Origin of the sequence: Mesorhizobium sp. M0659 (genome assembly GCF_040320605.1) — a bacterium.
In the GTDB taxonomy this organism is placed as follows: Bacteria; Pseudomonadota; Alphaproteobacteria; order Rhizobiales; family Rhizobiaceae; genus Mesorhizobium.
This window is the reverse complement of record NZ_JAMYPY010000001.1, coordinates 452,802-477,487: the sequence shown is the minus strand read 5'-3', so window position 1 is coordinate 477,487 and position 24,686 is coordinate 452,802. Positions and strand designations below refer to the sequence as shown.

The window sequence follows — 24,686 nt, the reverse complement described above, 5'->3', positions numbered from 1 at the left end:
TAAACCGCACAGATGACCCAGAAGACCGCACCCGATATTCTGCGCATCGCCGTTGCCCAGCTCAACCCGACGGTCGGCGATGTCGCCGGCAATCTTGCCAAGGCGCGCGAGGCGAGGGCGGATGCCGCCCGCCAGGGCGCCGACATCGTGCTCTACACCGAGCTTTTCCTTGCCGGTTATCCGCCGGAGGATCTGGTGCTGAAGCCGGCCTTCCTCAAGGTTTGCGAGAAGGCCGCTCAGGATTTCGCCGCGGATACCTCCGATGGCGGGCCGGGCGTCATCATCGGCACGCCGCTGAAGCGCAAGAGCGGCACCCACAATTCGATCATCGTCGCCGATGGCGGCAAGATCCTCGCCGAGCGCTACAAGCTCGATTTGCCAAACTATGGCGAGTTCGACGAGAAGCGCGTCTTCCAGGCCGGGCCCGAGGCTCAGGGACCCGTCAATTTCCGCGGTGTGCGCATCGGAATTCCGATCTGCGAGGACATCTGGGGCGACGTTGGCATCTGTGAAACCCTGGCCGAGAGCGGCGCGGAAATCCTGCTAGTGCCGAACGGCTCGCCCTACTACCGCGCCAAGATGGACGTGCGCCATCAGGTCGTTATCCGCCAGGTCATCGAGACCGGTTTGCCGATGATCTATGCCAATCAGATTGGCGGCCAGGATGAGCTGATCTTCGACGGCGCCTCTTTTGCCATCGGCGCCGACAAGACGCTCGCCTTCCAGATGAGCCAGTTCGAGGAAACTGTCGACGTCACCACCTGGAAGCGCAACCGCGTCGCCGCAGGCGCGCAAGATGCAGAAAACTCTGACGGCTGGGTCTGCTCGGAAGGGCCGATGTCGAAAATCCCCGAGCGCGAGGAGGCGGACTACCGCGCCTGCATGCTCGGCCTGCGCGACTACGTCAACAAGAACGGCTTCAAGAACGTCGTGCTGGGTCTCTCCGGCGGCATCGATTCGGCGATCTGCGCCGCATTGGCCGTCGATGCGCTCGGCGAGGAGCGGCTGCGGGCGGTGATGATGCCCTACCGCTATACCTCGGAGGATTCGCTGAAGGATGCCGAGGATTGCGCCCGTGCGCTTGGCTGCCGCTATGACATCGTGCCGATCTTCGAACCGGTCGAGGGTTTTCTGCATACGCTGACGCAGCTTTTCGAGGGCACCAAGGAAGGCATTACCGAGGAAAATTTGCAGAGCCGCGCGCGCGGCACGATCCTGATGGCGATCTCCAACAAGTTCGGCTCGATGGTCGTCACCACGGGCAACAAGAGCGAGATGTCGGTGGGCTACGCCACGCTTTATGGCGACATGAATGGCGGCTTCAACCCGATAAAAGACCTCTACAAGATGCAGGTCTATGCGCTGTCGCGCTGGCGCAACAGCCATGTGCCGCCGGGCGCGCTCGGTCCCTCAGGCGAGGTGATCCCCAGGAATATCATCGACAAGGCGCCGTCGGCGGAATTGCGCGAGAACCAGACCGACCAGGATTCGCTGCCGCCCTATCCGGTGCTGGACGACATTCTGGAATGCCTGGTCGAGAACGAAATGGGCGTCGACGACATCGTCACGCGCGGCCACGACCGGGCGACGGTGACGCGCGTCGAACATTTGCTCTACATTGCCGAGTACAAACGCCGGCAAGCGGCGCCGGGTGTGAAGATCACCCGTAAGAATTTTGGCCGCGACCGCCGCTATCCCATCACCAACCGTTTCAGGGATCGCGGCTAAACATCTGATTAAATCAATGAACCTTGGGGGGCGCATGTTTATCAGCTATTTCAAGGGAACGCCTGAGTATCACATCCTGCGCTTCAAGAACGGCAAGATCAGGGAGCAGGGGCGCGGCATTTCGTGGTGCCGTAAGCGCGTCAGGTCGGTAACCAAACCACGGGCCGGACCGAAATTCGGCCGCCCTCCATTCTTTGCGAGGCACCATGCCCGACTGTGAAATCAGCTTCGACATGTCACGGATCGATTTCCGGGCGACCTCCGATCTGTTGATGGCGAGTTATTGGGGCGCCGGCCGCAGCGATGACTTTCATCGCCGCGCCTTTGGCAACTCGTTCTGCACCGCGGCCTATATCGATAGGAACCAAGTCGGTTTTGGCCGGGCCATCACCGACCGTACGGTGTTTGCCTATCTCGCCGACATCATCATCTGGCCGCAGCATCGCGGCCAAGGCATTGGCACGCAACTGGTGCGGGCGCTCATCAACCACCCTGAACTCAACACGGTCTCGCACTGGAGCCTGTCGACCAGTGACGCGCATGGCCTTTATGAGAAGCTGGGCTTCAAGGCATCGACCGACGGCCGCTACATGCGCCTCGATCGCAACCCGGAATGAGGCATAGCGAGGGGTTGACCCGCTGTTGTTGCAAAATAACCTCACTGGTTGGACCAGTTACGCTTTGCCACGTGCCCGGCCTTGGCGATCCTTCATGGCGTCTCTATAAGGACCGCTCCGCAAGTGTCTTGCGGGAGGTCTGAATGGCAGTATTTCACATGGTAATGCGAGGCCGCGAAGCCTAGGTCTCACCTGGCGTCCGGCGAAGGTTTGCCCTTCGCACCGATGCCGGGTCGAGTACAGGCTTCTGCCGATGCCGGTCGCCACCCGACAACCCGGGGCGCGCCGCCACCCATGCCGAACCTCCGCAGCCCCGGGCGAATTGCCCAGCGCGGTTTTCAATTTTCAGACCTTACCGGGACCGGGCAGATTTGCGCCCGGATGACATCATGGCTCGTTTTCGAATCGATCTGCGTGCAAGCGCCTTTCGCAGCGTTCTTGGCTTCACGCTCAGCCACTGGCGGCGCCAGCCGTGGCGGCTTTCGCTGATCATGGGCAGCTTCCTGCTGTCGACCATAGCGGACGTGTTGACGCCGCTCTATTCCGGCCGGCTGGTCGACGCCGTCGCCAGCAGTGCGTTGGCTGACGATGTCGCGTGGAATGCGGCAATGGCGGCGTTCTTCGCGCTCATCGCTTTGGCGATGACCGGCGTGGTGCTGCGCAACCTGGCTTTCATGGGCATTGTCGAGCTGACGCTGAAGATGATGGCCGACATCGCCGCCGACGCGTTCCATCGCGTGCAACGCTTCTCAACCGACTGGCACGCCAATAGCTTTGCCGGATCGACGGTGCGCAAGGTCACGCGCGGCATGTGGGCTCTCGACCTGCTCAATGACACCATCCTGATTGCGTTGTTGCCGTCGGTCGCCATGCTGGTCGGCTCGACGTTGCTGCTCGGCTGGTTCTGGCCACTGATGGGGCTGGTCGTGGCAGTCGGCTCGCTGCTGTTCATCACGGTGACGGCGCTGCTGTCGCTCGGCTATGTCGCGCCCGCGGCACGGCTCGCCAACAGCTGGGATACGCGGCTTGGCGGCTCGCTTGCCGATGCGGTGAGCTGCAATGCCGTGGTCAAGGGTTTCGGTGCCGAGACGCGCGAGGAGACGCGTCTTGCCAAGGTCGTCGCCAAATGGCGCGCGCGGACCAGCCGCACCTGGGTGCGCGGCACCATCAACGGCACGACGCAAGGCGCCATGTTGCTGGTGCTGCGGACGGCAGTAATCGGCCTGTCGCTGATGCTGTGGGCCTGGGGCCAGGCAAGTGCGGGCGATGTCGCCTTCGTGCTGACCTCGTTCTTCGTGCTGCAGGGCTACCTCAGGGACATCGGCACGCATATCCGCAATTTGCAGCGTTCGGTCAACGACATGGAGGAACTGGTCGATTTCCAGTCGCAACCGCTCGGCATCGAGGACCGGCCCGGCGCCAAGCCGATCCGGATCACGCATGGCCACATCGCCTTCGATAACGTCACCTTCCACTATGGCAGCCATCGCCTGCCGCTCTACCGCGACTTTTCGGTGGAGATAGCGGCGGGCGAGCGGGTCGGACTGGTCGGTCATTCCGGCTCGGGCAAGACGACCTTCGTGAAGCTGATCCAGCGTCTCTATGATGTCAGCGGCGGCAGGATCCTTATCGATGGCCAAGACATCTCGCAGGTTGCACAGGCGTCGCTGCGCGCGCAGATTGCCATCGTCCAGCAGGAGCCCATCCTGTTCCACCGCTCGCTGGCGGAAAACATCGCCTATGCCCGACCGGACGCCACGCAGGCCGAGATCGAGCATGCCGCCAAGCTCGCCAGCGCGCACGACTTCATCACCGGCCTGCCGAAGGGCTACGGCACGCTGGTCGGTGAACGGGGCGTGAAACTGTCGGGCGGCGAGCGCCAGCGGGTGGCGATCGCGCGCGCCTTCCTGGCGGATGCGCGCATCCTGATCCTGGACGAGGCGACATCGAGCCTCGATTCGGAATCGGAAGTGCTGATCCAGCAGGCGATGGAGCGGCTGATGGTTGGCCGCACGACGCTGGTCATCGCGCACCGTCTGTCGACGGTGCGGGCGCTGGACAGGCTGCTCGTGTTCGACCGTGGCAAGATCGTCGAGGAAGGCTCGCATGACGAGCTGATCCGGCTGAAGGGCGGCATCTACCGCCGCCTGTTCGAGCGGCAGGCGCTGGAACTGACCAAGGGCCTAGTGATCTGAGTTGAACGCAGAGCCCTATCCGAGGGATAGGGCTCTGCCTGGTTCATCCAGGCATTCGCTCGAATGGCTGAAGCGCTGGGTCGATCGTGTCCCAGACGTGGCCGCGCACGGTGTAGGTGACCGCCTGCGGGTCGAACTGGCCGGGATCGTCGAGGCTCGTGGCCTGGATCGCCGTCACCTCCGGCATGGCGACGAACGTTACGTAGACCGGCGTGCCGCAGGTCGGGCAAAAGGCCTGGGCTTTTTCATTGCCGCTGTCGGCAATCATCCGCCATGTGCTCGGCTCGCCGGTGATCTTTACGTCAGCGCGCCGGCCGAAGGTCACATAGGAACAATGGCCAGTACCGCTGCGCTTCTGGCAATCGAGGCATTGGCAGTGGTTCTGAAAGATCGGCTCGCCGCTGGCCTCATAGCGGATCGCGCCGCAGGCGCAGCCGCCGGTAAAGTGCTTGGTCATCGTCGTTCTCCGCGGTTGCTTCAGGCCGATTTCGGCTTGGCGAAAAGGTCAATGCCCGTGCCGGTTTCGAGGAAGGATTTCATACTGGACAGCACGGCCGGCCAGCCTTGGCTGATGCCTTTGGCCATGCCGCTGCCGGCTTCGAGCTCGTCATGGCTGACGGTCAGCTTGACCATGGTGTCGTATTCCTCGATGGCGAACGTCACCCGGCTGTGCTTGGTGGGATCGTCGGCCTGCGAGGCGTTGGCCCAGCTCATGACCAGCCGGGTTGGCGGCGAGATTTCGACGACCTTGCCAACGAGTTCGACGGTCCGTTCGTCATTGGCGCGGATGTGTTCCCATTTCGAGCCGGGCTTCCAGTCGGAGACGTTTTCGTGGCCCCAGTAGCGCTTGGCGATATCGGGCCTGGTGATGGCTTCGAACACCTTTTGTGGCGTCGATCTGATGTAGGTCACGTAGACAAAACTGGTGGTTTCCCGGGTCATTGGTCGTCTCCTTCGAGTTCTTGTTTCAGGTCGTGCAGCAGGCTCAGCCGCTGCCGTTCGAATTTTCGCACCCACCGCTCGTAGACTTCGTGCAGCGGCACGGGGTTGATGAAATGCAGCTTCTCTCGGCCACGCTTGACCGTGCTGATCAGATTGGCCGCCTCCAGAAGATCGATGTGCTGGGTCGCGGATTGCCTTGCCATGTCGAGGTTTTGGCAAAGCTCGCCGAGCGTCTGGCCGTTCTTCTCACACAGAAGATCGAGCAGCATTCTGCGGGTCGGGTCGCCCAGCGCTTTGAAAACCTTGTCGGCGTCCATCGGTCTCACTCATCTTGAAGACACAATATGCAGGTAAATGCCTGCATGTCAAGCTGTGGCTAAGCTTGGCCTGAAGGGGAGGGATTTATAGTGTCGGATTGCTGGCGCGCGGAACGAAGCACCGAGCCCGGAATCGGGGCAAGAACCGGTGCGGGCGCGCAGGACTATGCAGCGGTGGCTGTGAGCTAGGCTCTAACGACGAACTTGTCGGGATCGGCGCAGAAATGGGCGATGATCTGGCAGAGGTCCGGCTCGTTGACCATGCGTACGGCCTCGGCCCCATTGACCCATTTGCGGGTGCGCGCGCGCTTTTCCTTCCAGCGGTCGGCAACGTGCTCGACCTGCAGCGGAAACACCAGCACTTCGCAAGGGACTTCCTCGCCGGACGCGAGGGCCTTGGCGTAGAAGTAACGACCGGCCTCGAAAAGCGAAATCTTGCCACGCAATCCGGCTTCCTCGCCCGCCTCGCGCGCCGCTGCCTCGCAGAGCGGCTCCCTGGCCTCGGGCCAGCCCTTCGGCAGCACCCAACGCCCGGTGTCTCGGCTGGTGATCAGCATGATCTCGACGCCGTCTTCGTTATTGCGCCATGGCAAAGCGGCAACCTGCAGGCGACAAGGCGAAGTGCCGAAGAGCTTGCGGACCCTTTCAGCCAGATGGTCGTGTGTCGCCGGTGTCGTCAGCATCAGTGAAAGCTACCCCAGCCCTCAGAATCGTTAGCCGCCGTATGAATCTTACCGACAAGTGTAAGTCTTAAAAGTAAAAAACATCACACCAACCGTCCAATCCGCCAACAGGCGTCGATTCGACAGAATAATGTGCCTTCCAGTGTCTGTTTTCATAGCAGACGGGGCGGGTTTGGCCGTCTGGGCAGAAATGGGGCTGGCGCGAATCAGCCGGCGTGATCGTCGGCGATCGGCTTCTGGTAGGTGAAACCCATGTCCCAGGGAAAGTAGATCCAGGTGTCCTGGCTGACTTCGGTGATGAAGGTGTCGACCAGCGGCCGGCCTTTCGGCTTGGCGTAGACGGTGGCGAAATGCGCCTTGGGCATCATGGCGCGCACGATGCCTGCCGTCTTGCCGGTGTCTGTGAGGTCGTCGATGATCAGCACGCCCGCGCCATCATCGGCGAGCAGCGCCGGGGTGATCTCCTTCAGCACCTGCAACTGCCCCTGGCTGGTGTAGTCGTGATAAGAGGCGACGCAGACCGTCTCGATGACGCGTATGCCGAGTTCGCGCGAGATGATGGCGGCGGGAACCAGGCCGCCACGGGTGATGCAGACGATGGCCTTCCACTGTCCCTTGTTGGCGCCGGCAAGCCGCCAGGCGAGCGCCCGGGCATCGCGGTGGAACTGGTCCCAGGAGACCGGAAAGGCTTTTTCGGGAAGGGACATTCTGCACTCCGCGCGCACCATTGTGGAATGCGCGCGGAATTAACTGGAAAGTCAGGGCATTGGCAAGGGCGGGGCCAGTCTGTGGAGTTACCGCGACAAAAAGGCCGCAACCGGCACGCTGCGCAACACGGTGCGCGTGACGCCGCCGAACAAAAGCTGACGCAGCCAGGAATGGCTGTAGGCGCCGAGCACCAGAAGGTCGGCTCCGGTCTCGGCGATCCGGGTCTGGATGACGTCATCGACCGAAGCATTACCCGATTTTTGCACCGACACGCTGACCGTTGCGCCATGCCTGGAGAGTGCCGCGGCGATCTCGGCGCCGGCGGCTTCCGGGTTGTCATCCAGCGTATCCGGCGGATCGATGACCAGAATGTCGGTTTTCTCGGCCTCGATGATGAAGGGCAGCGCGTCGAAGGCGGCACGCGCCGCCTCCTTGCTGCCGTTCCAGGCCAGCAGCACATGTTTGAATGTGGTGACCAACGGCCCCTCATGCGGCACCACCAGCACCGGCCGGCCGGCATCGTAAACCAGCGTGTCGACATCGGCGCTCTGGTCGCCTCCGGTCTCGCGCTGCGCGGCAATAATCAGATCGGCGGCGCGCACGCTGGAAATACCCGTCAGCGCGCTGTCGCCGGAAAAGCTCTCGAGGCTGCGCCATTCGAAGGAAAGGCCGGAATTCTCGATCTGCCGAACGAAAAGCGCCTGCAATTTCTCGGCGCGCTCGCGGTTCATGTCGGCGGAGACCTGCAGGAACTCGGTGTCGGGGAAGCCGGTTGCCGAGGTGTAGGGAACGGGCAGCGCTTCGGCATGGATGCCGATGAGATGGCTCTCGAACCGGTCGGCAAGCGGGATGGCGCAGTCGAGCACGCGTTCGGCGTCCTGTTCGTTCTGCAATATGGCGACGATGGTCTTGAAGCGCATGCGAAATCCCTCAAATCTGCCGGCGCGTGCTGCGCCCGAGGGAAAACGTGGGAGTGCGGTGCTTGGTTCCGGCCCGGCGATGGGCCGCGAGCCCAGGGTCAATTGGCGGCGGTGAAGCCGGCCACCATCGCCTCGACGTCCTTGCGTGCCGAATCCAGCGCCTCCTGGCTGCGGGCGCGGACGACCAGCTCCGTCCAGAACTTGCCGTCGCCATATTTCGGATACGAGCCGATGATGGTGTCGGGATGCGCCTTCTGGATATCGCCCAGGGGACCACCGATCAGGCCTTCGCCGAACGGGCAATGGACGGTGGCCGACAGCATCTTGGTGCCGGCCTTCAGCGTCGGCACGACATTGTCGAGCATGGCCTGGAAAATCGCCGGTACGCCGGCCATGACATGGACGTTGCCGATGCGAAAGCCGGGCGCGACGGAGACCGGATTGTCGATATGGTCGGCGCCGCGCGGCATGCGCGACATGCGCTTGCGGGCCTCGGTGTATTCGATGCCGCGCGCGGCATAGCTCTCGCCCAGCATGGCATAGGCCTTGGCGTCGTATTCGCACGGCACCCCAAAAGCCTTGGAAATCGAATCGGCGGTGATGTCGTCATGCGTTGGGCCAATGCCGCCGGTGGTGAAGACATAGGTGTAGCGGGCGCGCACGGCATTCACCGCAGCGACAATCTCGTCCTCCTCGTCGGGAACGATCCGCACTTCCTTCAGGTCGATGCCGATGGCCGTCATGATGTCGGCGAGGTGGCCGATATTTTTATCCTTGGTGCGGCCGGACAGAATCTCGTCGCCGATGACAAGCATGGCGGCAGTGACGATTTCAGGCATGGAAGGCTCCGGCAAACAGGCCCATTGGCAGACAAGGTCGCCTGAGGCAGAAAGAAGGTCGCCTGAGATAGCGCGCCATCGAACTGGCGGCAATGCCGACACAAGCCGCCATCTGCCTTGCCGAGCGTTCGTCAGTGGGTGATGGTGCGCGCCGGTCCGCTTCCCGGGTGAAACATGCTGGTATCGATTCTGCTTTGGCTTGTCGCCGGCCTGTCCGTGCTGGCTCTCGTCATCGTGGCCTGCCTGGTGGCCGCTACGCTCTGGATTGCCGCCAAGGCCGAAAGGCTGGTGCCGGCCAGCGGAAACTTCGTCGAGATCGACGGCAGCCGCATCCATTATGTCGAAACGGGCGAGGGACGGCCGATCCTGTTCGTGCACGGACTTGGCGCGCAGCTCCACCAGTTTCGCCACACGCTGTTTGAGCGCTTTGGCCCCGGTTGCCGGCTGATCGCGCTCGACCGGCCGGGATCGGGCTATTCGGTGCGGGCCAAAGGAGCCACGGGCCGCTTGCCTGAGCAGGCCGAGATCATAAGGCGCTTCATCGAAACGCTCGCGCTGGAAAGGCCGCTTGTGGTCGGGCACTCCCTGGGCGGCGCCGTCGCGCTGACCCTGGCCGTGGAGCATCCCGGCGCGATTTCCGGCATCGCTTTGCTGGCGCCGCTGACGCATCTGGAAGCCGGCGCCCGCGAGAAAGCGGGCCTGCTCTATATCCGTTCGCGGCTTTGGCGCTGGATCATGTCCTACACCGTCGCGATACCGACAAGCCTCGGATATGCGCGGCAGACACTGGAGTTCATCTTCGCGCCGCAGGCCGTTCCCGCCGACTACATGATCGATGGCGGCGGATGGCTCGGGCTGAGGCCAAGCCATTTCCATGCGACCTCCACCGATTTCGTGGCGGTCGAAGAGGATCTTGGCCGCATCGAAGAGCGCTATGGAGAGATCGCCATGCCGGCCGGCATTTTCTTCGGGACAGCCGATCGCGTCATCGCCATGCGCATACATGGGGAGCCGATGAAGGACAGGATCGAAGGGCTCGATTTCGAGACGGTCGAAGGCCTCGGCCACATGCCGCAACTCGTCGAGCCGGACCGCGTCATCGCCTTCATCAAGCGCATTGCCGAGCGGGCATTCGCCGGCCAAGACCTCACCACAGCCTCACAACAATTTCACTGAACCATTCGGCTGATATCCGGTTTACCCCGTGTCGCACCCAAGGCGGCGGATACGGAGTAATTCAATGTACAGGAAAGTTTTTGCAGCATCCGTGCTGACGATCGGTCTTGCCACATCGGCGATGGCGCAGTCATCGGACGGCACGTATTCCAACGATCACAGCTGGTGGCCGTTCGGCAACGAGCAGTCATCGACCGTCGACCAGAGCACCACCGGCAGCATCAATGCCGACGGCAGCCAAGGCTATGGCGCTACGGGGCCGTGCGCCTCCGACCCGTCAGGACCCTACGGAAATGTGAGGCCCAACGTGAACGATCAATATTGCGGCAAGTGATCAAGCCGCGGCTTCGACTGACCGGCAGGATGTCCCGCCTGTTTGTTTTGACGCAATTCCCAAGGGAATTGCTTAGGCGAGCATCCACGGCCGGCAGCGAAAGCTGAGGGGCAAGGATCAGTCGGAAACTTCGGTCTGCGGCCGGTCGCGGCCGTCGGCCAGTTCGTCGTGCCACTTGCCTTCGGCATCCTCATACTGGATGCCGTCCGTGGCGCCGGCGATCTGCTGTTCGGCCGAGGCGATCTCGGCGGCGCGCAGCGCATCCTGGTGGGTCGGGAATGTCTCCGAGAATGTCGAACCGACCTTGTAGGCCCAGCCCCCGTCATGCTCGACGATCTTGTAAGTCAGCTTCGCCATGAAATCCTCCGGTTCGTCCGTCCGCTCAATGCGGCCCGTTTTTCATTGCAATTTGGGCTTCAATGCAACTTGGCGTCTGGCAGCCGGTCTTCGGGAACCAGCACTTCCGATTCCTTGGCCGCTTCGATCAAGGCCCTGCGTGCATCGGCCGTCGAACGATAACCTTCCAGCACTTTGAGGCAAGTGTCGAGAGCATCACGATGGCGCGGGCCGCGATTGAGCGGCCACACCGTCATCAGACACTCCGCCGCTTCCTGGGTGCTGCGGATCTGGCGATATTTGCCGACATGGCCGAGTTCGACCACGACCGGGGTTTCAAAAGGTTTGTTATCCATGATGGCCGCAACGCAAAGCAGCCAATATGGTTGCAAAAGTGGCCGTCAGCCTGCGCCCAAACGTCTCACCAACCGCAATCGTTGGTCTCAGTAACCGCAGTCGTTGCGCAGCCAGTGGGCGTTGGCCCAGCCGGTCCGTCCGCCGATTTCGACCTGGTACCAGTTGCCCCGGCGGTCGAAAATCTCCGTGTGGTCGCCGTTGAACAATTGCCCGATCATGCGCGACGACGAGTTCGGCCGTGCGCGCACGGCGAGAAACCCGCTGCCGGTATCCAGATCGTAGTGCCTGGACAGGCCGTGCACCGTGCCTTCGCAATATTGCGCGCCGACCGGAGACGACGCGGCGAACGACAGTGCGACCACCAGAGCGGCTGCCGCCGGATAGATTGCCCTTGATGCCATGGACTTTGCTCCCAATCCGGCCGCCAAGGCGGCCTGCCCCCAGGGACTATAGCGGGTGGATTAAAGCGAAGCTGCGGCAATCTGTCCAGCAGATGCGTTTGGCGCATCCGTCGGCGCTGCCTGTTCAGCCCTTCGTCCAATGCTGCATCGTCGTCACCGAGCGGGCGAGCTGTGGCGCGGGATGGATTTTTTCGCTGAAGGTGGCGGCGGCGCGCCAGCCCCAGCGCGGATCGGCGAGGAAGGCGCGGGCCAGCGCCACCATGTCGGCGCGGCCGTCGGCGACGATCGCCTCTGCCTGCGAGGGATCGTCGATCAGGCCGACAGCCCGGGTCGGGATGCCGGCGCCTTTGCGCACCGCTTCGGCCAGATGCACCTGATAGCCGGGGCCGGTCGGCAGCTTCTGCAACGGCGAATTGCCGCCGCTCGAACAGCAGAGATAGGCAACATCAAGCGCCTTCAAGGCTTTGGCCACCTCGATCGCCTCGTCGACCTCGAAGCCGCCATCGACCCAGTCCTTTACCGACAGGCGGGCGCCAAGCATCAGGTTTGGAACTGCCTTCCTCACCGATTTGGCGATCTCGATGAGGAAACGCATGCGGTTTTCCAGCGAGCCGCCCCAGCGGTCGGTGCGCTGGTTGGAAAGCGGCGACAGGAACTGAAAGATCAGATAGCCGTGCGCGGCGTGCAACTCGAGGAAGTCGAAGCCGGCGCGCTCGGCCCGCCTCGCGGCTTGAGTGAAGCGCTCGATAAGCTGCAGGATTTCATCCTCCTCCAGCGCATGCGGCACATTCCAGCCGGTGTCATAGGCGATGGCCGAGGCCGAGACGGTCTGCCAGGGATCCTCGCCCGGCTGCAATGGGCCGCCGCCTTCCCAGGGCTTTCGGTTGGAGGCCTTGCGGCCGGCATGGGCAAGCTGAATGCCGAATTTCGTTTCCGGCGCGGCGACGCGCCTTGCTGCATCCAGCGTGCGCCGGGCGGCCGCCTCGTTGTCGTCGGAATAGAGGCCGAGGCAGCCATGGGTGATGCGGCCGCGCCGTTCGACGTCGGTCATCTCGACGGTGACCATGCCGGCGCCCGACATCGCCAGGTTCATCCAGTGATAGAGATGCCAGTCGCTGGCCGAGCCATCTTCGGCGGAATACTGGCACATCGGCGCCACCGCGATACGATTCGGAAAGGTCAGGCCATCGAGGGCGATCGGCTGGAAAAGCGCTGCGGTCATCAAAAAAACTCCGGAGAGGGACTGCAGCTATTTAGGCGATGGCAGTTGCCGGCACCAGACACGAGGCGGTGAAAGCTTCGCCGTTTCGGTTGCGCGCAAAACCGTTCGCGGTTACGCCATGGCGCCGACAGCTTGGAGCTCATCATGGAAGATCGTATCCGCATCCGCTCGGAGGAAGTCCTGTCCGACGACTGGGCGGTCCTGAAGAAGACCGTTCTCGATTACCGTCGGCGCGACGGGCAGTGGGAGACGCAGATTCGCCAGACCTACGATCGTGGCGACGGCGCGGTGATCCTGCCTTTCGATCCCGAGCGTCAGACGGTGCTTCTGGTGCGGCAGTTCCGCTACCCCGCCTACGTCACCGGCCACCGCGAACCGCTGATCGAGGCCTGCGCCGGCCTGCTCGACAAAAACGATCCCGAAACCGCCATCCTCAAGGAGGCCGAGGAAGAGCTCGGCTATCGCCTACAGAACATCGAGCGGCTGTTTTCCCCCTATATGAGCCCGGGCAGCGTCACCGAACGGCTGTGGTTCTTCGTGGCGCGCTATTCACCCGCCGGCCGCATCTCGGCCGGCGGCGGCGCGGCCGACGAGGGCGAGGACATCGAGGTTCTGGAAATGCCTCTTGATGAAGCGCTGGCCGGCATTTCAGACGGCCGCATCATCGACGCCAAGACGATCATCCTGATCCAGCATTTGAAACTGTACCCGATGAAGGGCTAGCTCGGCGAAGCTCGACGTGCCTCACTGCTGTGGGCAGGGTGGCACGTCCACTTCGCGGATGAAGTTGCGCAGGTTGCAAGGACACCGGAATGGCGCGTGGCGCAAAGGCATGGCTGAAGCGAAACAGCGCGCGGGCATCTCTCCTGTTGCTGAACGCCGCGCTGCTTGTCCGCTACCGCCGGTTGACCCAGCGTTTCCTTGAGCGGATGCGGCATCTGCCGAATTTTGCAGCCCCGGTGACGTTCACGGAAAAGATCCACTGGCGCAAGATTTTCGATGACGATCCTCGCTTTGCCGGTCTTCTCGACAAGCTCAAGTCCAAGGAAATCGTCAGGGAGCGGCTTCCCGGGCTCGCCATCCCTGAGGTGCTGTGGCAGGGCGACGATCCGCGCCAGATCCCCTTCGATGACCTGAAAATCCCCTACGCCGTCAAATGCAACCACGGTTGCGCCATGAATGTCATCGTTCGCGATCCGGCCAACGCCGACCGGGAGGCGATCATTGCCGAGATGACGGAATACCTTGGCCAAAGCTATGGCGCCCGCAAGCTGGAGCGCAGCTATGCGCACATAGAGCGGCGGGTTTTCGTCGAAGCACTTGTGGGCAAGGACCAGGATTATGACCCGGTCGACTACAAATTCTGTGTGCTGGCTGGCCGCGTCGCCTACATTGTCGTCGTTGCCTTCCGTTCCACGGTCAAGAATACCGCCCACCTGGATCGCGATTGGCGCCCGCTGAACATCGTCCAGGGCGCGATCGACTCGAGCCTGGAAATTCCCCGTCCCAAGAGCCTGGCGCGGATGATCGAGGCAGCCGAGGCGCTTGGCAGCGAGTTCGACATGGTGCGTGTCGATTTCTACGAGGAGGAGGGGGAGCCGATCTTCGGAGAATTCACGGTCTACCCACGCAGCGGCTTGCTGCAATTCGACCCGGCTGCCTTCGACCGCGAACTGGGCGCGCATTGGGATATTGGCGCGTCAGCTTACCTCAGTCGTTTGCCCAGCCGATTTGCCCGGCGATATAAGGCAACGCTGGTCGCCGCCGGCTATCTCGTCGTTTGACGGCTACTCGGTGGCCTGCCACCCCGAAGCTCGAAGAGCGAAGGGTGGTGCGCAGAACCCATACGATTAGAGATCGAGGGAAACTCATAGCTCAGCAGGGAGTCGTGATTTCGAAGTGCCGTCTCAACTGAGCCGTAGCGGTCAATTCGTCCTGCTGGGATCAATCTTCGTGAGCCGCTGCCTGGTCTCGGCCATGCGCCTTTGCGCAGATCGGATTCGGCAACACAAGGCGGGATTCATAGCGACGCCGCAATCTTCGTCCAGCAAGTTTTCGGCGCGCTTCCTGCTGCGACTCGGCCGATTACCGCTAAGGTTACCGGCAAGCTCTCCCACGTCCGGACTGGGTCGAGATCATTTGAAGAACTCTTTCAGCTTGTTGAGTCGACTGTCGCCAGAGGCCTACCGGCCTTCAGGACACGCCGCCTCGCCGATCGTATCCTGCTGGATAAAGCGAGGTTCTCAGCCACCATTTTCTCGCTGAGTACCAGCGCGAACTCGGTCTGTTTGATGCGCTGCTGAGCATCAGCGAGTTGCATCGTGAAAAGATCGGTTGCCATTGTTGATCCGGGATCCGCGAGATTCATGATTGCGTAACACATGGCGGCCGAAATCGTTCCTAGTTGTCGGGCGAAGCCGGTGCCGCAAAGGGCGGCTGAGTTTGAACTTCCCACCCGGCCAGACGTCCGCGAGCGCCAAGGCATCGAGAGCCCAGTGATCGGAGGGCCACTACGAGCGGGCGCAACCCGACCACTTAAGTGATCAGCCTCGCTACAGCCTTGACAGGTACAGTCGCGGCCTCATCAAGGGGAGGTATCAATGGTCTCGGCGATTGGAAACCAACATCGGCAGGCAGCTGAAACTCGACCGAAACCCGCAAAGACAGAACCGGGCGAAGGATTTGCGCCAGGCAAAAGCGCAGACAGCGTAGGACATCGCGCCAAGGCAATGGCGGCAGAAAGTGGCGACACGGATTCTGGCGCCCAGGGGCGCGCCGCATCGACAATCGCCAGGATGGATATCACCGTTTTGGCTCCACAGAGCGAAGAGCCGCCTTTGGAGTAGCCCGGGCGGCCGTGCCGCTGCCTCGGTCCTTGTGCAGCACAACGCGCGCTGGCTACGCTCGGTGGCCATCGTCGTCTCGAAACACTTCGGGCGTTGCACTGCCGCGAGCCGCCTTCGCTGCTGGTCGAGGGGCTGTAACCCTTGGTGAGGCCGGCATCGCCTCGCCGGTCGTTGCGAGCCCACGATCGCGCGGCCAAGCGACCTTCCCTGTGTCGGTCTCTATTTGATACTAGGGGACGGCGGTTTCATCACGGGCAATTGCAGCTGGTCAATGGTTGCGACGATGCCGGCGGCAATGGCTTCCGCCTCATGGATCAGTTCCGGGCCATAGAGCCCATTGACCATCTCTTCGCTCGGCAGCACGCCAGGAGGACAGTGCTCTTCCATTGTGCGCCGGATGAGCGTCAGCGCTGCCCGGCATTGGTCGGCTTCGATCTTCATAGCCCTTCAAACATCCAATTCGTCTAAAATGTTCCGGAACTAATTTAGCGATAGCTAATTGAAGTCGTGGTTCTGCGAGTCAGTGCATGCGTCTGAAATTCATCAAGCCTATGGAACCCGAACTGGTCGACACGCCGCCGATGGGCGATGATTGGATTCATGAGATCAAATTCGATGGCTACCGCACCCAGGTCATCAAGGATGATGACGGGATTCGGCTGATCACCAAGAACGGTTATGATTGGACGGGCCGCTACATCCAACTTGCCGGTGAGGCGGAAGCGATCGAGGCGAAAGACTTCATCATCGACGGCGAGACCATTACGATCAATGAGGCTGGCCTATCCGACTTCCATGCGCATCAATCAGCCGCGACCAGCCGCAAGCCGTCGCGCGATCTGTATCTGCTAGCATTCGACCTCTTGCACCTGAACGGGCATGACTTGCGGAACACGCCGGTGGAAGACCGTCGCGAGATCCTCCGGGCGTTGATCCCGGACGGCGGCCGAATCCAGTTCAGCGAAGCGATGCCGGGCACTGGCGACGCCGTCTTTCATCTGGTCGACCAGGCTGGGCTTGAAGGTATCGTTTCAAAGCGGAAGGGCAGCAAGTATCGGTCGGGTCCGACGACGAACTGGCGCAAGATCAAGTGCTATGCCGAAAAGGAGATGGACATCATCGGCGTGCAGCGCGAGGCCGGCAAGCCTGCCATGGTGCTGATGGCCGACAAAGGCCACTATGCCGGCGGCGCCTTCGTCACCTTCAAGGCGGACAAGCGCCAGCGCCTATGGGACCGCGTGCAAGGCAAGATTGGCGGGCCGGCGCCGAAAGGGCTCAAGAGTGACAAGGCCGAATGGCTAAAGCCGGGCCTGGTCGGCCGCGTGCGGTTCCTAAAGGGCGAGGAGAAGCTTCGCCATGCCAAGCTGCTGGATTTCCGGGAGGAGACTTAGCCCGGAGGCTTGTCCCGGGGCTGTGCCGGTCCTGTCCCGTTCCACTGGATGAACTTCGCCTTCTGGCCGGTGATGGTCTCGATCGACTTCAACAGGGGTCCATGGACCTTACGTAGAGCTTGGTAGTGCTCGCCGTGGTACGCCAGGAGCGGCCCGACGATGCTCTTGTGCAGCGCTTCGGCTGCCGCCAGGAAGCGCTCGATTTCAGCCCGGGAAAGTTGTTCCGAAGGTTTGGTTCTGGCCATTGGCGCTCTCCATTGGGGGGTCGCCGCAACGAGGACTATAATCCTACATGCCGGACTGCCTGACAAGAGGGCTCGCCGGCCTTACCCCGCAGGTAGCAGTAGGGCGAAGGCGCCAAGCGCAGCCATCAGGAGCAACCACCAGCAAAGATGAGCAACGGCAGGCCCGGCGACCTCCTTTGGCACACGGACAAACAAGAAGGTCGCCGAGCCTTACCGGCGCTGCTTTGTGAGGGAGACGACGCCGGATGAGATGAGAGTATGCGATCGTGCTAATCTCTGCGAACCATGCGAACGAAGGAAAGCCTTGTGGCACGGACGTTGAGATCAAGGTCGGCGGGGCGCTGATGCAGGATTCTTCCAAAGCGGTAGTGAGTCCAGAGCGGAACATTAGCGTCGGCTAACGGTTAATTCGGCAGTGTTCCGAACCGTGATTGGTAGAGCGATGGTGACGTTTCATCTTGTCTATTTTTCCGGCCTCACGGCAGACCAGCTGCTAGGCAGCGCCGTTCCTATCCTGGCGTGTTTGCTGCTTTATAACGCTCTGGCTACGGACGCCTAACTGATGGGTCGGCCAGCGGCCGGCCTCCTTGGCAGCCGGCGATTGCCATCCCGATGCCAACTTCAAGACCTATCACGAGGCCAAAGACAAGCTTGCCGACGAAATCAATGGCGAGGGCCGGACAGGACGCCACACGTCCAGGCAGGGCTCTCTGACGGCATTGGCGATGGCCCGTTGGCAATTCGGGGGTCCATTGTTCCCATTTCTGTTTCTCCCAAAACTGCCCGCTGCCTCACGGTGGCGAGCTTTTTCGTTATAGGGCCCTCCGCGCTGGGCAATCTGTTCCAGGAGCTTCTGTGATGCCTCTATGACGCGGCAAACCTTGGAAAAGGTTTCCGTGGCAGGACCGGGGTACGATTCTAACCAACTACCGCTGTATAGGCCACTAGCGCCCGACGATCCGGCTAATCATGTCGTCATCAGGTGCGCTGTCGGTGAATTCCCGTAGCAGCGCCTTCGCGTGGTCTACCCAATGCTCTTCAGCCAGGTTCAACTCCCGAACGGATCTCCTGAAGGTCTCGCACACCACATCGAAATCGAAGGCGTCAATGCTGTAGCCTTCCTCGTCATGGTCCATCGGCCGCCTCCCCTATGGGGGAACTGTACGGAATCGTACGAAGCAAGTGCAAGCGCATTCAAAAGCAATTGGCTGATGCCGCCCGAATCTCCGATCAGCGGCACTTGTGGTTGGTTCCAACAGCTGCACGTTGACGGCAAGATGCCAAAGCCAACGACATGCGGGCGACGAAGATGGACAAGCGACAAAACACAAGAAATGTTGAGTTGGTCGGTCTTCTGGCCGTGCCGTTGTCAGTTCTAATCACGCTGCTGATAGCTGGAATGATCCTTTGCTGAAATTTTCAAGTGGCAAAAGGCTGGGGCGGCGGGTTTTCCCCTTTGAAAGAAGTCACCATGTCCCAATCCGTCGAACCCCCGATATTGCCAGAGGATAGCCCAGACCGTGGGGTGAACTGTGAAGTCGCATTAGAAGCCGCGTTTGCGGCCTTGGTGACTGCGTCAGAAGCGCAAGGTTGGACGCCACAGGAAACGGCCACAACTCTTCTTAAAATCGCGACGGAGCATGCCCACCGGGTTAAGGCCGCTGCGGCCCCAGCCGGCTCCCGTTCTGCGGCCACATCCTGATCTCATAATGACCGTCAAGGCCGGACGACGGGTATTTCTCATGTCGGCCTTCATTGTAAGTTCCGGTACTTCGGAAGGCATCCTCGATGTCGACATGCTCCATAGGTATGAAGAGCTACCAGCACGCTTGTAATATTGCTTTTGATCGCTGCGATGTGGTCGACGTTCCGACCGTGGCACGTCGATGACTATGAACTCGGCGTTTTGGTCGGCATTCGATGCAAATCCAGCGACACGGATACCGTCGTTTTTCGGATGCAGTAGATCCCCAACTGCCGAGCTTACGACCGAAGGGGCTACTTTCCAGTTCGGGATTGGCTCAGCGCAGTTGCGCAGTCAGCCCCGTCACTGTTCTTACGGCAGCCAATACCGAACACCAAAACTCCAGCATGGCAGTTCCCGGCTTTGTATCCCGGCTCTACGGCTACCCGCGTCAGCCTTTTCTATGGTAGCCAGTGAGTTCTTACAGAACGAATCCTAAGCATTTCAATTTGGTGCGGACGACGGGAATCGAACCCGTACGATCAGAGATCGAGGGATTTTAAGTCCCTTGTGTCTGCCATTTCCACCACGTCCGCTGGCCAGCCCTTTTCAGACGCCAGCGAAAACCCGTCAAGCCATCTTTTGCCGAGTGTCGGACTCATGAAAGGTGGTTCGTGATGGCAAAACAGTTGGTTGTTGCCAAAATCTCAGTCGCCGAGAAGGCTCAGAATTTGTAGCTGAGATTGATACCGACCGCGTTCATCTTCACATCCTGATCGCGATCGTTGAAGGGTTCCGCCACGTCATAGTGCTCGGAGCCGAAATCGTAATAGCGATATTGCGCGCCGACGATGAATTTGTCGGTCAGCGCATAGTCAACGCCGGCGCCCAAGGTCCAGCCGATATTCGTGCGTGTGCCGGCGAACGACGCGCCCGCGACTTGCGACGTTTCGATGCCGGCAAAGGCGACGCCGCCGACGCCGTAGACCAGCACGCGGTCCATGGCGAAGCCCGCTTTGGCGTTTACAGATCCGAACCACTTGATGTCCGTGCGGAATGTGCTTCCAAGGCCTGATACCGCCGTACCGTCGACGGCGGAATAATTGAGCTCCGCCTCGGCGCCGAGCACCGCCTGATCGAACTGCCACAGGCCGGCGACATGGCCGCCGACGAAACCGCCGTCAATGTCGGGCGAGATGGAAAACGGCGCGCCTTCCGTCACTGATATGTCGGACTGGCCCCAGCCGTAGCCGGCCTGCAGGCCGGCATAGTAGCCGGTCCAGTCGAAGCCTGGTTCGGTCATCGTCACCGCCATCGGGTCGGCGGCGAATGCCGGCGCGGCCAGAGCAATCAGAAATCCGGCACTGGCAATGGTCAGACAGCGCATCGAGTTCTCCGAAAAGGCGGTTAAGAAGGCGCCTTGCCGGAAGGTAATCCTATTCGCCGCAAAACGGAACCCATTGTTCAACAATCGGAAGCACCCGTTGCTGTGCTGGGGTGCTCTATTTCGGGGGCGCTATTTGGCGTCGATGAAGTCCAGCGCCGCCTGGCTATATTCGTCCGGCGCCTGCAGCATGGCGAAATGACTGGCGTTGGGCAGGATGATGAGCTTGGCGCCCGGAATGACGGAGGCCATGTATTCGGTGTGTTCGCGCTTGATCGCCTCGTCATGGTCGCCGGCAACGATCGCGGTCGGCGTGGTTATCTTGCCGAGCTGTTCCTTGGTCCAGGCCGGCTCCGACTCCCACATGTGGCTGATCTGCGCCACGAAGGCATCGTACTGGTCGGGAGTCTTCGACAGTTTCTTGTAGTCGCGGCCCGAGCGGTCGATATAGGCGGCAAAGGTCTTGTTGGTCAGCACACCCGGATCGACGCCATCGGTGGTGACGTTGGCGGCCTGCGCAAAGAGCCGTGTCAGCCGCTCCGGATGATGCAGCGCGATGTCGATGCCGATAATGCCCCCGTCGCTCCAGCCGACAAGAGCGGTCTTGTCGATCTTGAGATAGTCGAGCAGCGCAAGATAGTCCGACGCCATGAGGTCATAGCCGTAAGCTTGCTCGGTGCGGGTAGAACGGCCATGGCCGCGGCTGTCGGCAATGATCACCTTGTGCGTCTTGGACATCGTCGCCACCTGGCTTGCCCAGATGTCGCCATGGCCAAGGCCGCCATGGATCAGGAGAATCGGATCACCGGCGCCGAAAACGGCATAGTACATCTGGATGCCGTTGACCGGCGCATACCCGCTCTGATCCGGTTTGGGCATCGCCGCCGGCTCCGGCAAGGTCTGCCAACGTTCCTCGGCGGATACAAAGCCGGCCGAGATCAGGAACAGGGTGACGAAGGCGAGTGCTTTCAGGAACCGGATCATGACTTCACCTCAGGAGGTTTCGGGCTCATCACAACAAAAACCCGCCTCGCGGCGGGTCGTCGGCGCAAATCAGCACCATAGCCAGAATGGTAGCATAAGTGGCGGCACAAGCCAAACTGAATGACCGCACCACTGATGCCTGCCCTCGGGGTGAGCAGGTGCGGCGCATCCGCCCGGGCGAATTCTCATCGACGGATTTCGTCCGTGATCGCTGGCCAAAACCTTGCCGGCTTGGCACAGTCGGGCAAACAGGAGTCTTTCATGGCCAAGCAGCCGTCGGCGACGAAACCCAAGCCCTGGACCGAGATGGCGACGCATCTGGTCGACGTCGCAACGGGGCGCAAGCCGGCCGACCTCGTCATCCGAAACGGCCGCTGGGTGAACGTGCATTCCGGCGAAATCATAGCCGGCACCGACATCGCAATCTCAGGCGGCCGCTTCGCCTATTGCGGGCCGAATGCCAGCCATGCCATCGGCCAGGGCACCAAGGTGGTCGATGCCGGCGGCCGCTATCTCGTGCCCGGCCTGTGCGACGCGCATATGCATGTCGAGAGCGGCATGGTGACGGTGACCGAGTTCTGCCGCGCTGTCATCCCGCACGGCACCACCTCGATGTTCATCGATCCGCACGAGATCGCCAATGTGCTGGGTCTGCCCGGCGTGCGGCTGATGCATGACGAGGCCGTCGCCATGCCGATCAACGTGCACGTCCAGATGCCATCCTGCGTGCCGTCCGCGCCGGGGCTGGAGCATGCCGGGGCCGAACTGACGGTCGCCGATGTCGCGGAAGCGATGACCTGGGAAAACATCATCGGGCTCGGCGAAGTCATGAATTTTCCCGGCGTCATCGCCAATGATCCGGTCATGTCGGGCGAGATCGCCGCAACGATCAAGGCCGGCAAGACGGTCGGCGGCCACTACGCGTCGCGCGATCTCGGCCTGCCGTTCCATGGCTATGTCGCCGGCGGGCCGGAGGACGACCATGAAGGCACGCGCGCCGAGGACGCAATCGCCCGTGTGCGCCAGGGCATGAAGGCAATGCTGCGGCTGGGCTCGGCCTGGTACGATGTTGCCTCGCAGATCAAGGCGGTGACCGAGAGCGGTCTCGACCCGCGCAACTTCATCCTGTGCACCGACGACAGCCATTCCGGCACGCTGGTGCATGAAGGCCATATGGACCGGGTGGTCCGCCACGCCATCCAACAGGGATTGAAGCCGGTGACGGCGATCCAGATGGCGACGCTGAATACCGCCCAGCATTTCAAGCTGGAGCGCGAGATCGGCTCGATCGCGCCGGGACGGCTGGCCGATCTGCTGATCGTCTCCGATCTTGCCGCCATGACCATCGACGAGGTCTATGGCCGCGGTATCAGGCTGGCCAAGGGCGGCAAGCTCGAGATCGACATCCCGGCCTATGATTACCCCAAATCGGCGAAGAACACCGTCAAGCTCGGCAAGAAGCTGAAGCCAGGCGACTTCGACATTGCGGCGCCCAAGGGCGCCAACGAGGTGCGGGTGCGGGTCATCGGCGTGATCGAAAACCAGGCGCCGACGCGGGCGCTGGAGGCCGACCTGCCGGTCGAGGACGGGCTGGTCGCCATGGACCGCCGCAACGACATCTGCCAGATCGCGCTGGTCGAGCGCCACCGCGGCACCGGCGGCGTCACCAATGCCTTCGTCTCAGGCTTCGGCTATATGGGCGACTGCGCCATTGCGTCGAGCGTCGCACATGATGCCCACCACATCATCTGCGTCGGCACCAACAAGGAAGACATGGCGCTGGCCGTCAACCGGCTGGGCGAGGTCGGCGGGGGCGTGGTGCTGTTTTCGAAGGGCAAGGAGCTTGCGCTTGTCGAAATGCCGATCGCCGGGCTGATGTCGGACGAGCGCGCCGAAATCGTGGCGGCCAAGGCCGAGAAACTCACCGAAGCAATGCGCAAGATGGGCTGCTCGCTCAACAACGCCTACATGCAGCACTCGCTGCTGGCGCTGGTCGTCATCCCGGAACTCAGGATTTCCGATGTCGGCCTGATCGACGTGACGACGTTCCAGAAGGTCGATCTTTTTATCTGAGATCAGCCCGCTGCTTGGCTCTCATCCGCCGGTGGCGATGGTCAGCACCTTGAATGGCGTGGTGATGATGATCTCGGCGACGGATCCGACTGCCTTGCCGAGGCCTCGGCCGAGATTGTCGATCTGGCCCTGCGTGGGTTCGTCCGATGCAAGGCCGGCTGGAGCGCGCAGACGGTCGCCGAGCAATTGCACCAGGAACGGGTTGTCGGCGAATTTGGCGTGGTTCAGGCGGTCGCCGCCCTTGATCTGGCTGAGGTCGGCCACAACGACGCCGTAACTGGCAATGTCGGCGGCGTTGCCGTAGTCGCCGACGCGCGGCTTGTCGCCGGATATCAGGCTGGACAATCGCAGAGCACGGTCGTCGGCGGAAAGCAGGATGACGAACGGCCTGTCGGGCTTGCCGTAGCGGATCATCTGCTTCTTGAAGACGTCGACATCGATATCGGGCGATGCCAGGACGACACGGCCGAGCTTGCCGTCGAGATCGCGGTCGCCGGTGATGGCGAGCTGGCGCAGCGCTTCCATCGTCACCCAGGTTCCCATCGAATGCGCGATGATGTCGATGCTCTTGACCTTTGTCTTGGCGAGCATCCTGAGCGTCGCCTCGAGGTCGTCGCGCGCGGCGTTGGCGCTGTCCTTGTCGTAGATATAGCCCGTGGTCTTGCCGCTCGAAGCCCACGAAAACAAGATCGGCGTACCCGGATATTCGGTGTCGTGGGCGATCTGTGTCAGCCGGTAGACCCCATCGTCGAAGCCGTTGTTGAAGCCGTGGACGAAGACCAGCGCGCGGTCGCCATTCATGGTGATGTTGGCGCCGACGGCCTTGGCGAATTGCGAGGCGTCGCCATAGTGGACGACGTCGGTGGCGGTGAATTGCTTGGCCGGGTTCGAATTGGCCGAGCCCTTGGCGCGCTCGATGGCGCCGACCTGGTGGACCTTCGGCACGGTGACGTCGACGCGGGCGTAGCTGGTGGTCAGCGAGCGATCGCCATCGAACACCTGGCGTGGGTCCTTGGTCGCCTGCTTGCGGGTGGTGGCGACGAAAATTTCGTGGGTGGCCGCGATGTCGGAGGCAGGCACCGAAACCGTCGTCTTGTTCAACAGGTCATGGGTGTTCGGGCCGGCGCAGCCGGCGGCAGCGAGCGCGAACGCAAGGACCAGGACAGTCTTCCAACGCTCGTTCACGCGGGCTCCCGCTGGCGCATTGGCGCCGATTTCAATGTCGTAGAGGCAGAGACCGGCCCGGTCCAGTTGAAAGTGATCGGGCCGAGCGGCATTCGCGACCTCACGCGGCGACGGTAGCC

27 protein-coding genes and 1 tRNA gene are annotated in these 24,686 nt (G+C 61.8%); 9 read left to right on the top strand and 19 right to left on the bottom strand.

Annotated elements, in window-relative coordinates:
• The first annotated feature begins 12 nt into the window (after nt 1–12).
• The 3 genes from NKI31_RS02480 to NKI31_RS02470 all read left to right on the top strand — a co-directional run bounded on the left by NKI31_RS02480 (nt 13) and on the right by NKI31_RS02470 (nt 4,540).
• Nucleotides 13–1,728, top strand: coding sequence for an NAD+ synthase (locus NKI31_RS02480; protein ID WP_023704562.1), 1,716 nt, complete (start codon nt 13–15; stop codon nt 1,726–1,728).
• Nucleotides 1,729–1,934: 206 nt separating this feature from the next.
• Nucleotides 1,935–2,345, top strand: coding sequence for a GNAT family N-acetyltransferase (locus tag NKI31_RS02475; protein WP_023681545.1), 411 nt, complete (start codon nt 1,935–1,937; stop codon nt 2,343–2,345).
• 389 nt (nt 2,346–2,734) lie between these two features.
• A complete protein-coding gene (locus NKI31_RS02470; protein WP_023681544.1) occupies nt 2,735–4,540 on the top strand; it encodes an ABC transporter ATP-binding protein in 1,806 nt (601 codons plus the stop codon).
• Nucleotides 4,541–4,583: 43 nt separating this feature from the next.
• On the opposite strand, the gene NKI31_RS02465 is transcribed toward NKI31_RS02470, so the two are convergent.
• The 7 genes from NKI31_RS02465 to NKI31_RS02435 all read right to left on the bottom strand — a co-directional run bounded on the left by NKI31_RS02465 (nt 4,584) and on the right by NKI31_RS02435 (nt 8,949).
• Nucleotides 4,584–4,997 (bottom strand): GFA family protein, encoded by a 414-nt coding sequence (locus tag NKI31_RS02465; protein WP_352520442.1) that lies wholly within the window; start codon nt 4,995–4,997, stop codon nt 4,584–4,586.
• A 20-nt stretch (nt 4,998–5,017) separates the two neighbouring features.
• Nucleotides 5,018–5,482, bottom strand: coding sequence for an SRPBCC family protein (locus NKI31_RS02460; protein WP_023681542.1), 465 nt, complete (start codon nt 5,480–5,482; stop codon nt 5,018–5,020).
• Nucleotides 5,479–5,799, bottom strand: a complete 321-nt coding sequence (locus NKI31_RS02455; protein ID WP_023741436.1) for an ArsR/SmtB family transcription factor — start codon at nt 5,797–5,799, stop codon at nt 5,479–5,481. Before NKI31_RS02455 ends, NKI31_RS02460 begins: the two co-directional genes overlap by 4 nt.
• 185 nt (nt 5,800–5,984) lie before the next feature.
• Entirely contained in the window at nt 5,985–6,482 is a 498-nt protein-coding gene (locus tag NKI31_RS02450) for an NUDIX hydrolase (RefSeq protein ID WP_023667541.1), read from the bottom strand.
• Between the two features lie 206 nt (nt 6,483–6,688).
• Nucleotides 6,689–7,189, bottom strand: a complete 501-nt coding sequence (gpt, locus tag NKI31_RS02445; protein WP_023667540.1) for a xanthine phosphoribosyltransferase — start codon at nt 7,187–7,189, stop codon at nt 6,689–6,691.
• A gap of 87 nt (nt 7,190–7,276) precedes the next feature.
• Complete coding sequence (locus NKI31_RS02440) at nt 7,277–8,110, bottom strand: universal stress protein (RefSeq protein ID WP_023735339.1); 834 nt, start codon at nt 8,108–8,110, stop codon at nt 7,277–7,279.
• A 98-nt stretch (nt 8,111–8,208) separates the two neighbouring features.
• Nucleotides 8,209–8,949, bottom strand: coding sequence for a competence/damage-inducible protein A (locus tag NKI31_RS02435; protein WP_023667538.1), 741 nt, complete (start codon nt 8,947–8,949; stop codon nt 8,209–8,211).
• Between the two features lie 174 nt (nt 8,950–9,123).
• Here NKI31_RS02435 and NKI31_RS02430 point away from each other — a divergent pair, with 174 nt between their 5' ends.
• Complete coding sequence (locus NKI31_RS02430) at nt 9,124–10,125, top strand: alpha/beta fold hydrolase (protein ID WP_050591271.1); 1,002 nt, start codon at nt 9,124–9,126, stop codon at nt 10,123–10,125.
• Nucleotides 10,126–10,189: 64 nt separating this feature from the next.
• A complete protein-coding gene (locus tag NKI31_RS02425; RefSeq protein WP_352650251.1) occupies nt 10,190–10,459 on the top strand; it encodes a hypothetical protein in 270 nt (89 codons plus the stop codon).
• A gap of 117 nt (nt 10,460–10,576) precedes the next feature.
• On the opposite strand, the gene NKI31_RS02420 is transcribed toward NKI31_RS02425, so the two are convergent.
• The 4 genes from NKI31_RS02420 to NKI31_RS02405 all read right to left on the bottom strand — a co-directional run bounded on the left by NKI31_RS02420 (nt 10,577) and on the right by NKI31_RS02405 (nt 12,775).
• Nucleotides 10,577–10,816: a DUF2188 domain-containing protein gene (locus tag NKI31_RS02420; protein WP_023667535.1), complete on the bottom strand. Its 240-nt coding sequence runs from the start codon at nt 10,814–10,816 to the stop codon at nt 10,577–10,579.
• 59 nt (nt 10,817–10,875) lie between these two features.
• The gene (locus tag NKI31_RS02415; protein ID WP_032891817.1) at nt 10,876–11,154 is read right to left on the bottom strand and encodes a DUF982 domain-containing protein; all 279 of its coding nucleotides are present in this window, start codon (nt 11,152–11,154) and stop codon (nt 10,876–10,878) included.
• 84 nt (nt 11,155–11,238) lie between these two features.
• Nucleotides 11,239–11,553, bottom strand: a complete 315-nt coding sequence (locus NKI31_RS02410) for an SH3 domain-containing protein (RefSeq protein ID WP_023691186.1) — start codon at nt 11,551–11,553, stop codon at nt 11,239–11,241.
• Between the two features lie 124 nt (nt 11,554–11,677).
• Nucleotides 11,678–12,775 carry an NADH:flavin oxidoreductase/NADH oxidase gene (locus NKI31_RS02405; protein ID WP_352650250.1) on the bottom strand — a complete coding sequence of 366 codons (1,098 nt, stop codon included), beginning with the start codon at nt 12,773–12,775 and terminating at the stop codon, nt 11,678–11,680.
• A gap of 144 nt (nt 12,776–12,919) precedes the next feature.
• On the opposite strand from NKI31_RS02405, the gene NKI31_RS02400 reads away from it, so the two are divergent.
• Nucleotides 12,920–13,498 carry an NUDIX domain-containing protein gene (locus NKI31_RS02400; protein WP_352650249.1) on the top strand — a complete coding sequence of 193 codons (579 nt, stop codon included), beginning with the start codon at nt 12,920–12,922 and terminating at the stop codon, nt 13,496–13,498.
• 89 nt (nt 13,499–13,587) lie between these two features.
• Nucleotides 13,588–14,559, top strand: a complete 972-nt coding sequence (locus tag NKI31_RS02395) for an ATP-grasp fold amidoligase family protein (RefSeq protein ID WP_352650248.1) — start codon at nt 13,588–13,590, stop codon at nt 14,557–14,559.
• 368 nt (nt 14,560–14,927) lie between these two features.
• On the opposite strand, the gene NKI31_RS02390 is transcribed toward NKI31_RS02395, so the two are convergent.
• Both NKI31_RS02390 and NKI31_RS02385 read right to left on the bottom strand, forming a co-directional pair.
• Complete coding sequence (locus NKI31_RS02390) at nt 14,928–15,116, bottom strand: hypothetical protein (protein ID WP_023688348.1); 189 nt, start codon at nt 15,114–15,116, stop codon at nt 14,928–14,930.
• A gap of 724 nt (nt 15,117–15,840) precedes the next feature.
• Nucleotides 15,841–16,062, bottom strand: coding sequence for a hypothetical protein (locus tag NKI31_RS02385; RefSeq protein WP_023681532.1), 222 nt, complete (start codon nt 16,060–16,062; stop codon nt 15,841–15,843).
• 86 nt (nt 16,063–16,148) lie between these two features.
• On the opposite strand from NKI31_RS02385, the gene NKI31_RS02380 reads away from it, so the two are divergent.
• Complete coding sequence (locus NKI31_RS02380; RefSeq protein ID WP_023667527.1) at nt 16,149–17,012, top strand: ATP-dependent DNA ligase; 864 nt, start codon at nt 16,149–16,151, stop codon at nt 17,010–17,012.
• On the opposite strand, the gene NKI31_RS02375 is transcribed toward NKI31_RS02380, so the two are convergent.
• The 5 genes from NKI31_RS02375 to NKI31_RS02355 all read right to left on the bottom strand — a co-directional run bounded on the left by NKI31_RS02375 (nt 17,009) and on the right by NKI31_RS02355 (nt 21,309).
• Nucleotides 17,009–17,257 (bottom strand): hypothetical protein, encoded by a 249-nt coding sequence (locus NKI31_RS02375; RefSeq protein WP_023691191.1) that lies wholly within the window; start codon nt 17,255–17,257, stop codon nt 17,009–17,011. The two genes, NKI31_RS02380 and NKI31_RS02375, sit on opposite strands and share 4 nt — an antisense overlap.
• 944 nt (nt 17,258–18,201) lie before the next feature.
• Nucleotides 18,202–18,393, bottom strand: a complete 192-nt coding sequence (locus tag NKI31_RS02370) for a hypothetical protein (RefSeq protein ID WP_023667524.1) — start codon at nt 18,391–18,393, stop codon at nt 18,202–18,204.
• A 1,058-nt stretch (nt 18,394–19,451) separates the two neighbouring features.
• Nucleotides 19,452–19,537 (bottom strand) — tRNA-Leu (locus NKI31_RS02365).
• 128 nt (nt 19,538–19,665) lie between these two features.
• Entirely contained in the window at nt 19,666–20,328 is a 663-nt protein-coding gene (locus NKI31_RS02360) for an outer membrane protein (RefSeq protein WP_352650246.1), read from the bottom strand.
• Nucleotides 20,329–20,457: 129 nt separating this feature from the next.
• On the bottom strand, nt 20,458–21,309 hold the full coding sequence (locus tag NKI31_RS02355) for an alpha/beta fold hydrolase (protein WP_023695399.1): 852 nt from the start codon (nt 21,307–21,309) through the stop codon (nt 20,458–20,460).
• A gap of 261 nt (nt 21,310–21,570) precedes the next feature.
• On the opposite strand from NKI31_RS02355, the gene ade reads away from it, so the two are divergent.
• Nucleotides 21,571–23,382, top strand: coding sequence for an adenine deaminase (gene ade / locus NKI31_RS02350; RefSeq protein ID WP_352444060.1), 1,812 nt, complete (start codon nt 21,571–21,573; stop codon nt 23,380–23,382).
• 21 nt (nt 23,383–23,403) lie between these two features.
• On the opposite strand, the gene NKI31_RS02345 is transcribed toward ade, so the two are convergent.
• Nucleotides 23,404–24,567, bottom strand: a complete 1,164-nt coding sequence (locus NKI31_RS02345) for an alpha/beta hydrolase (protein WP_352538219.1) — start codon at nt 24,565–24,567, stop codon at nt 23,404–23,406.
• Nucleotides 24,568–24,686 lie beyond the last annotated feature (119 nt).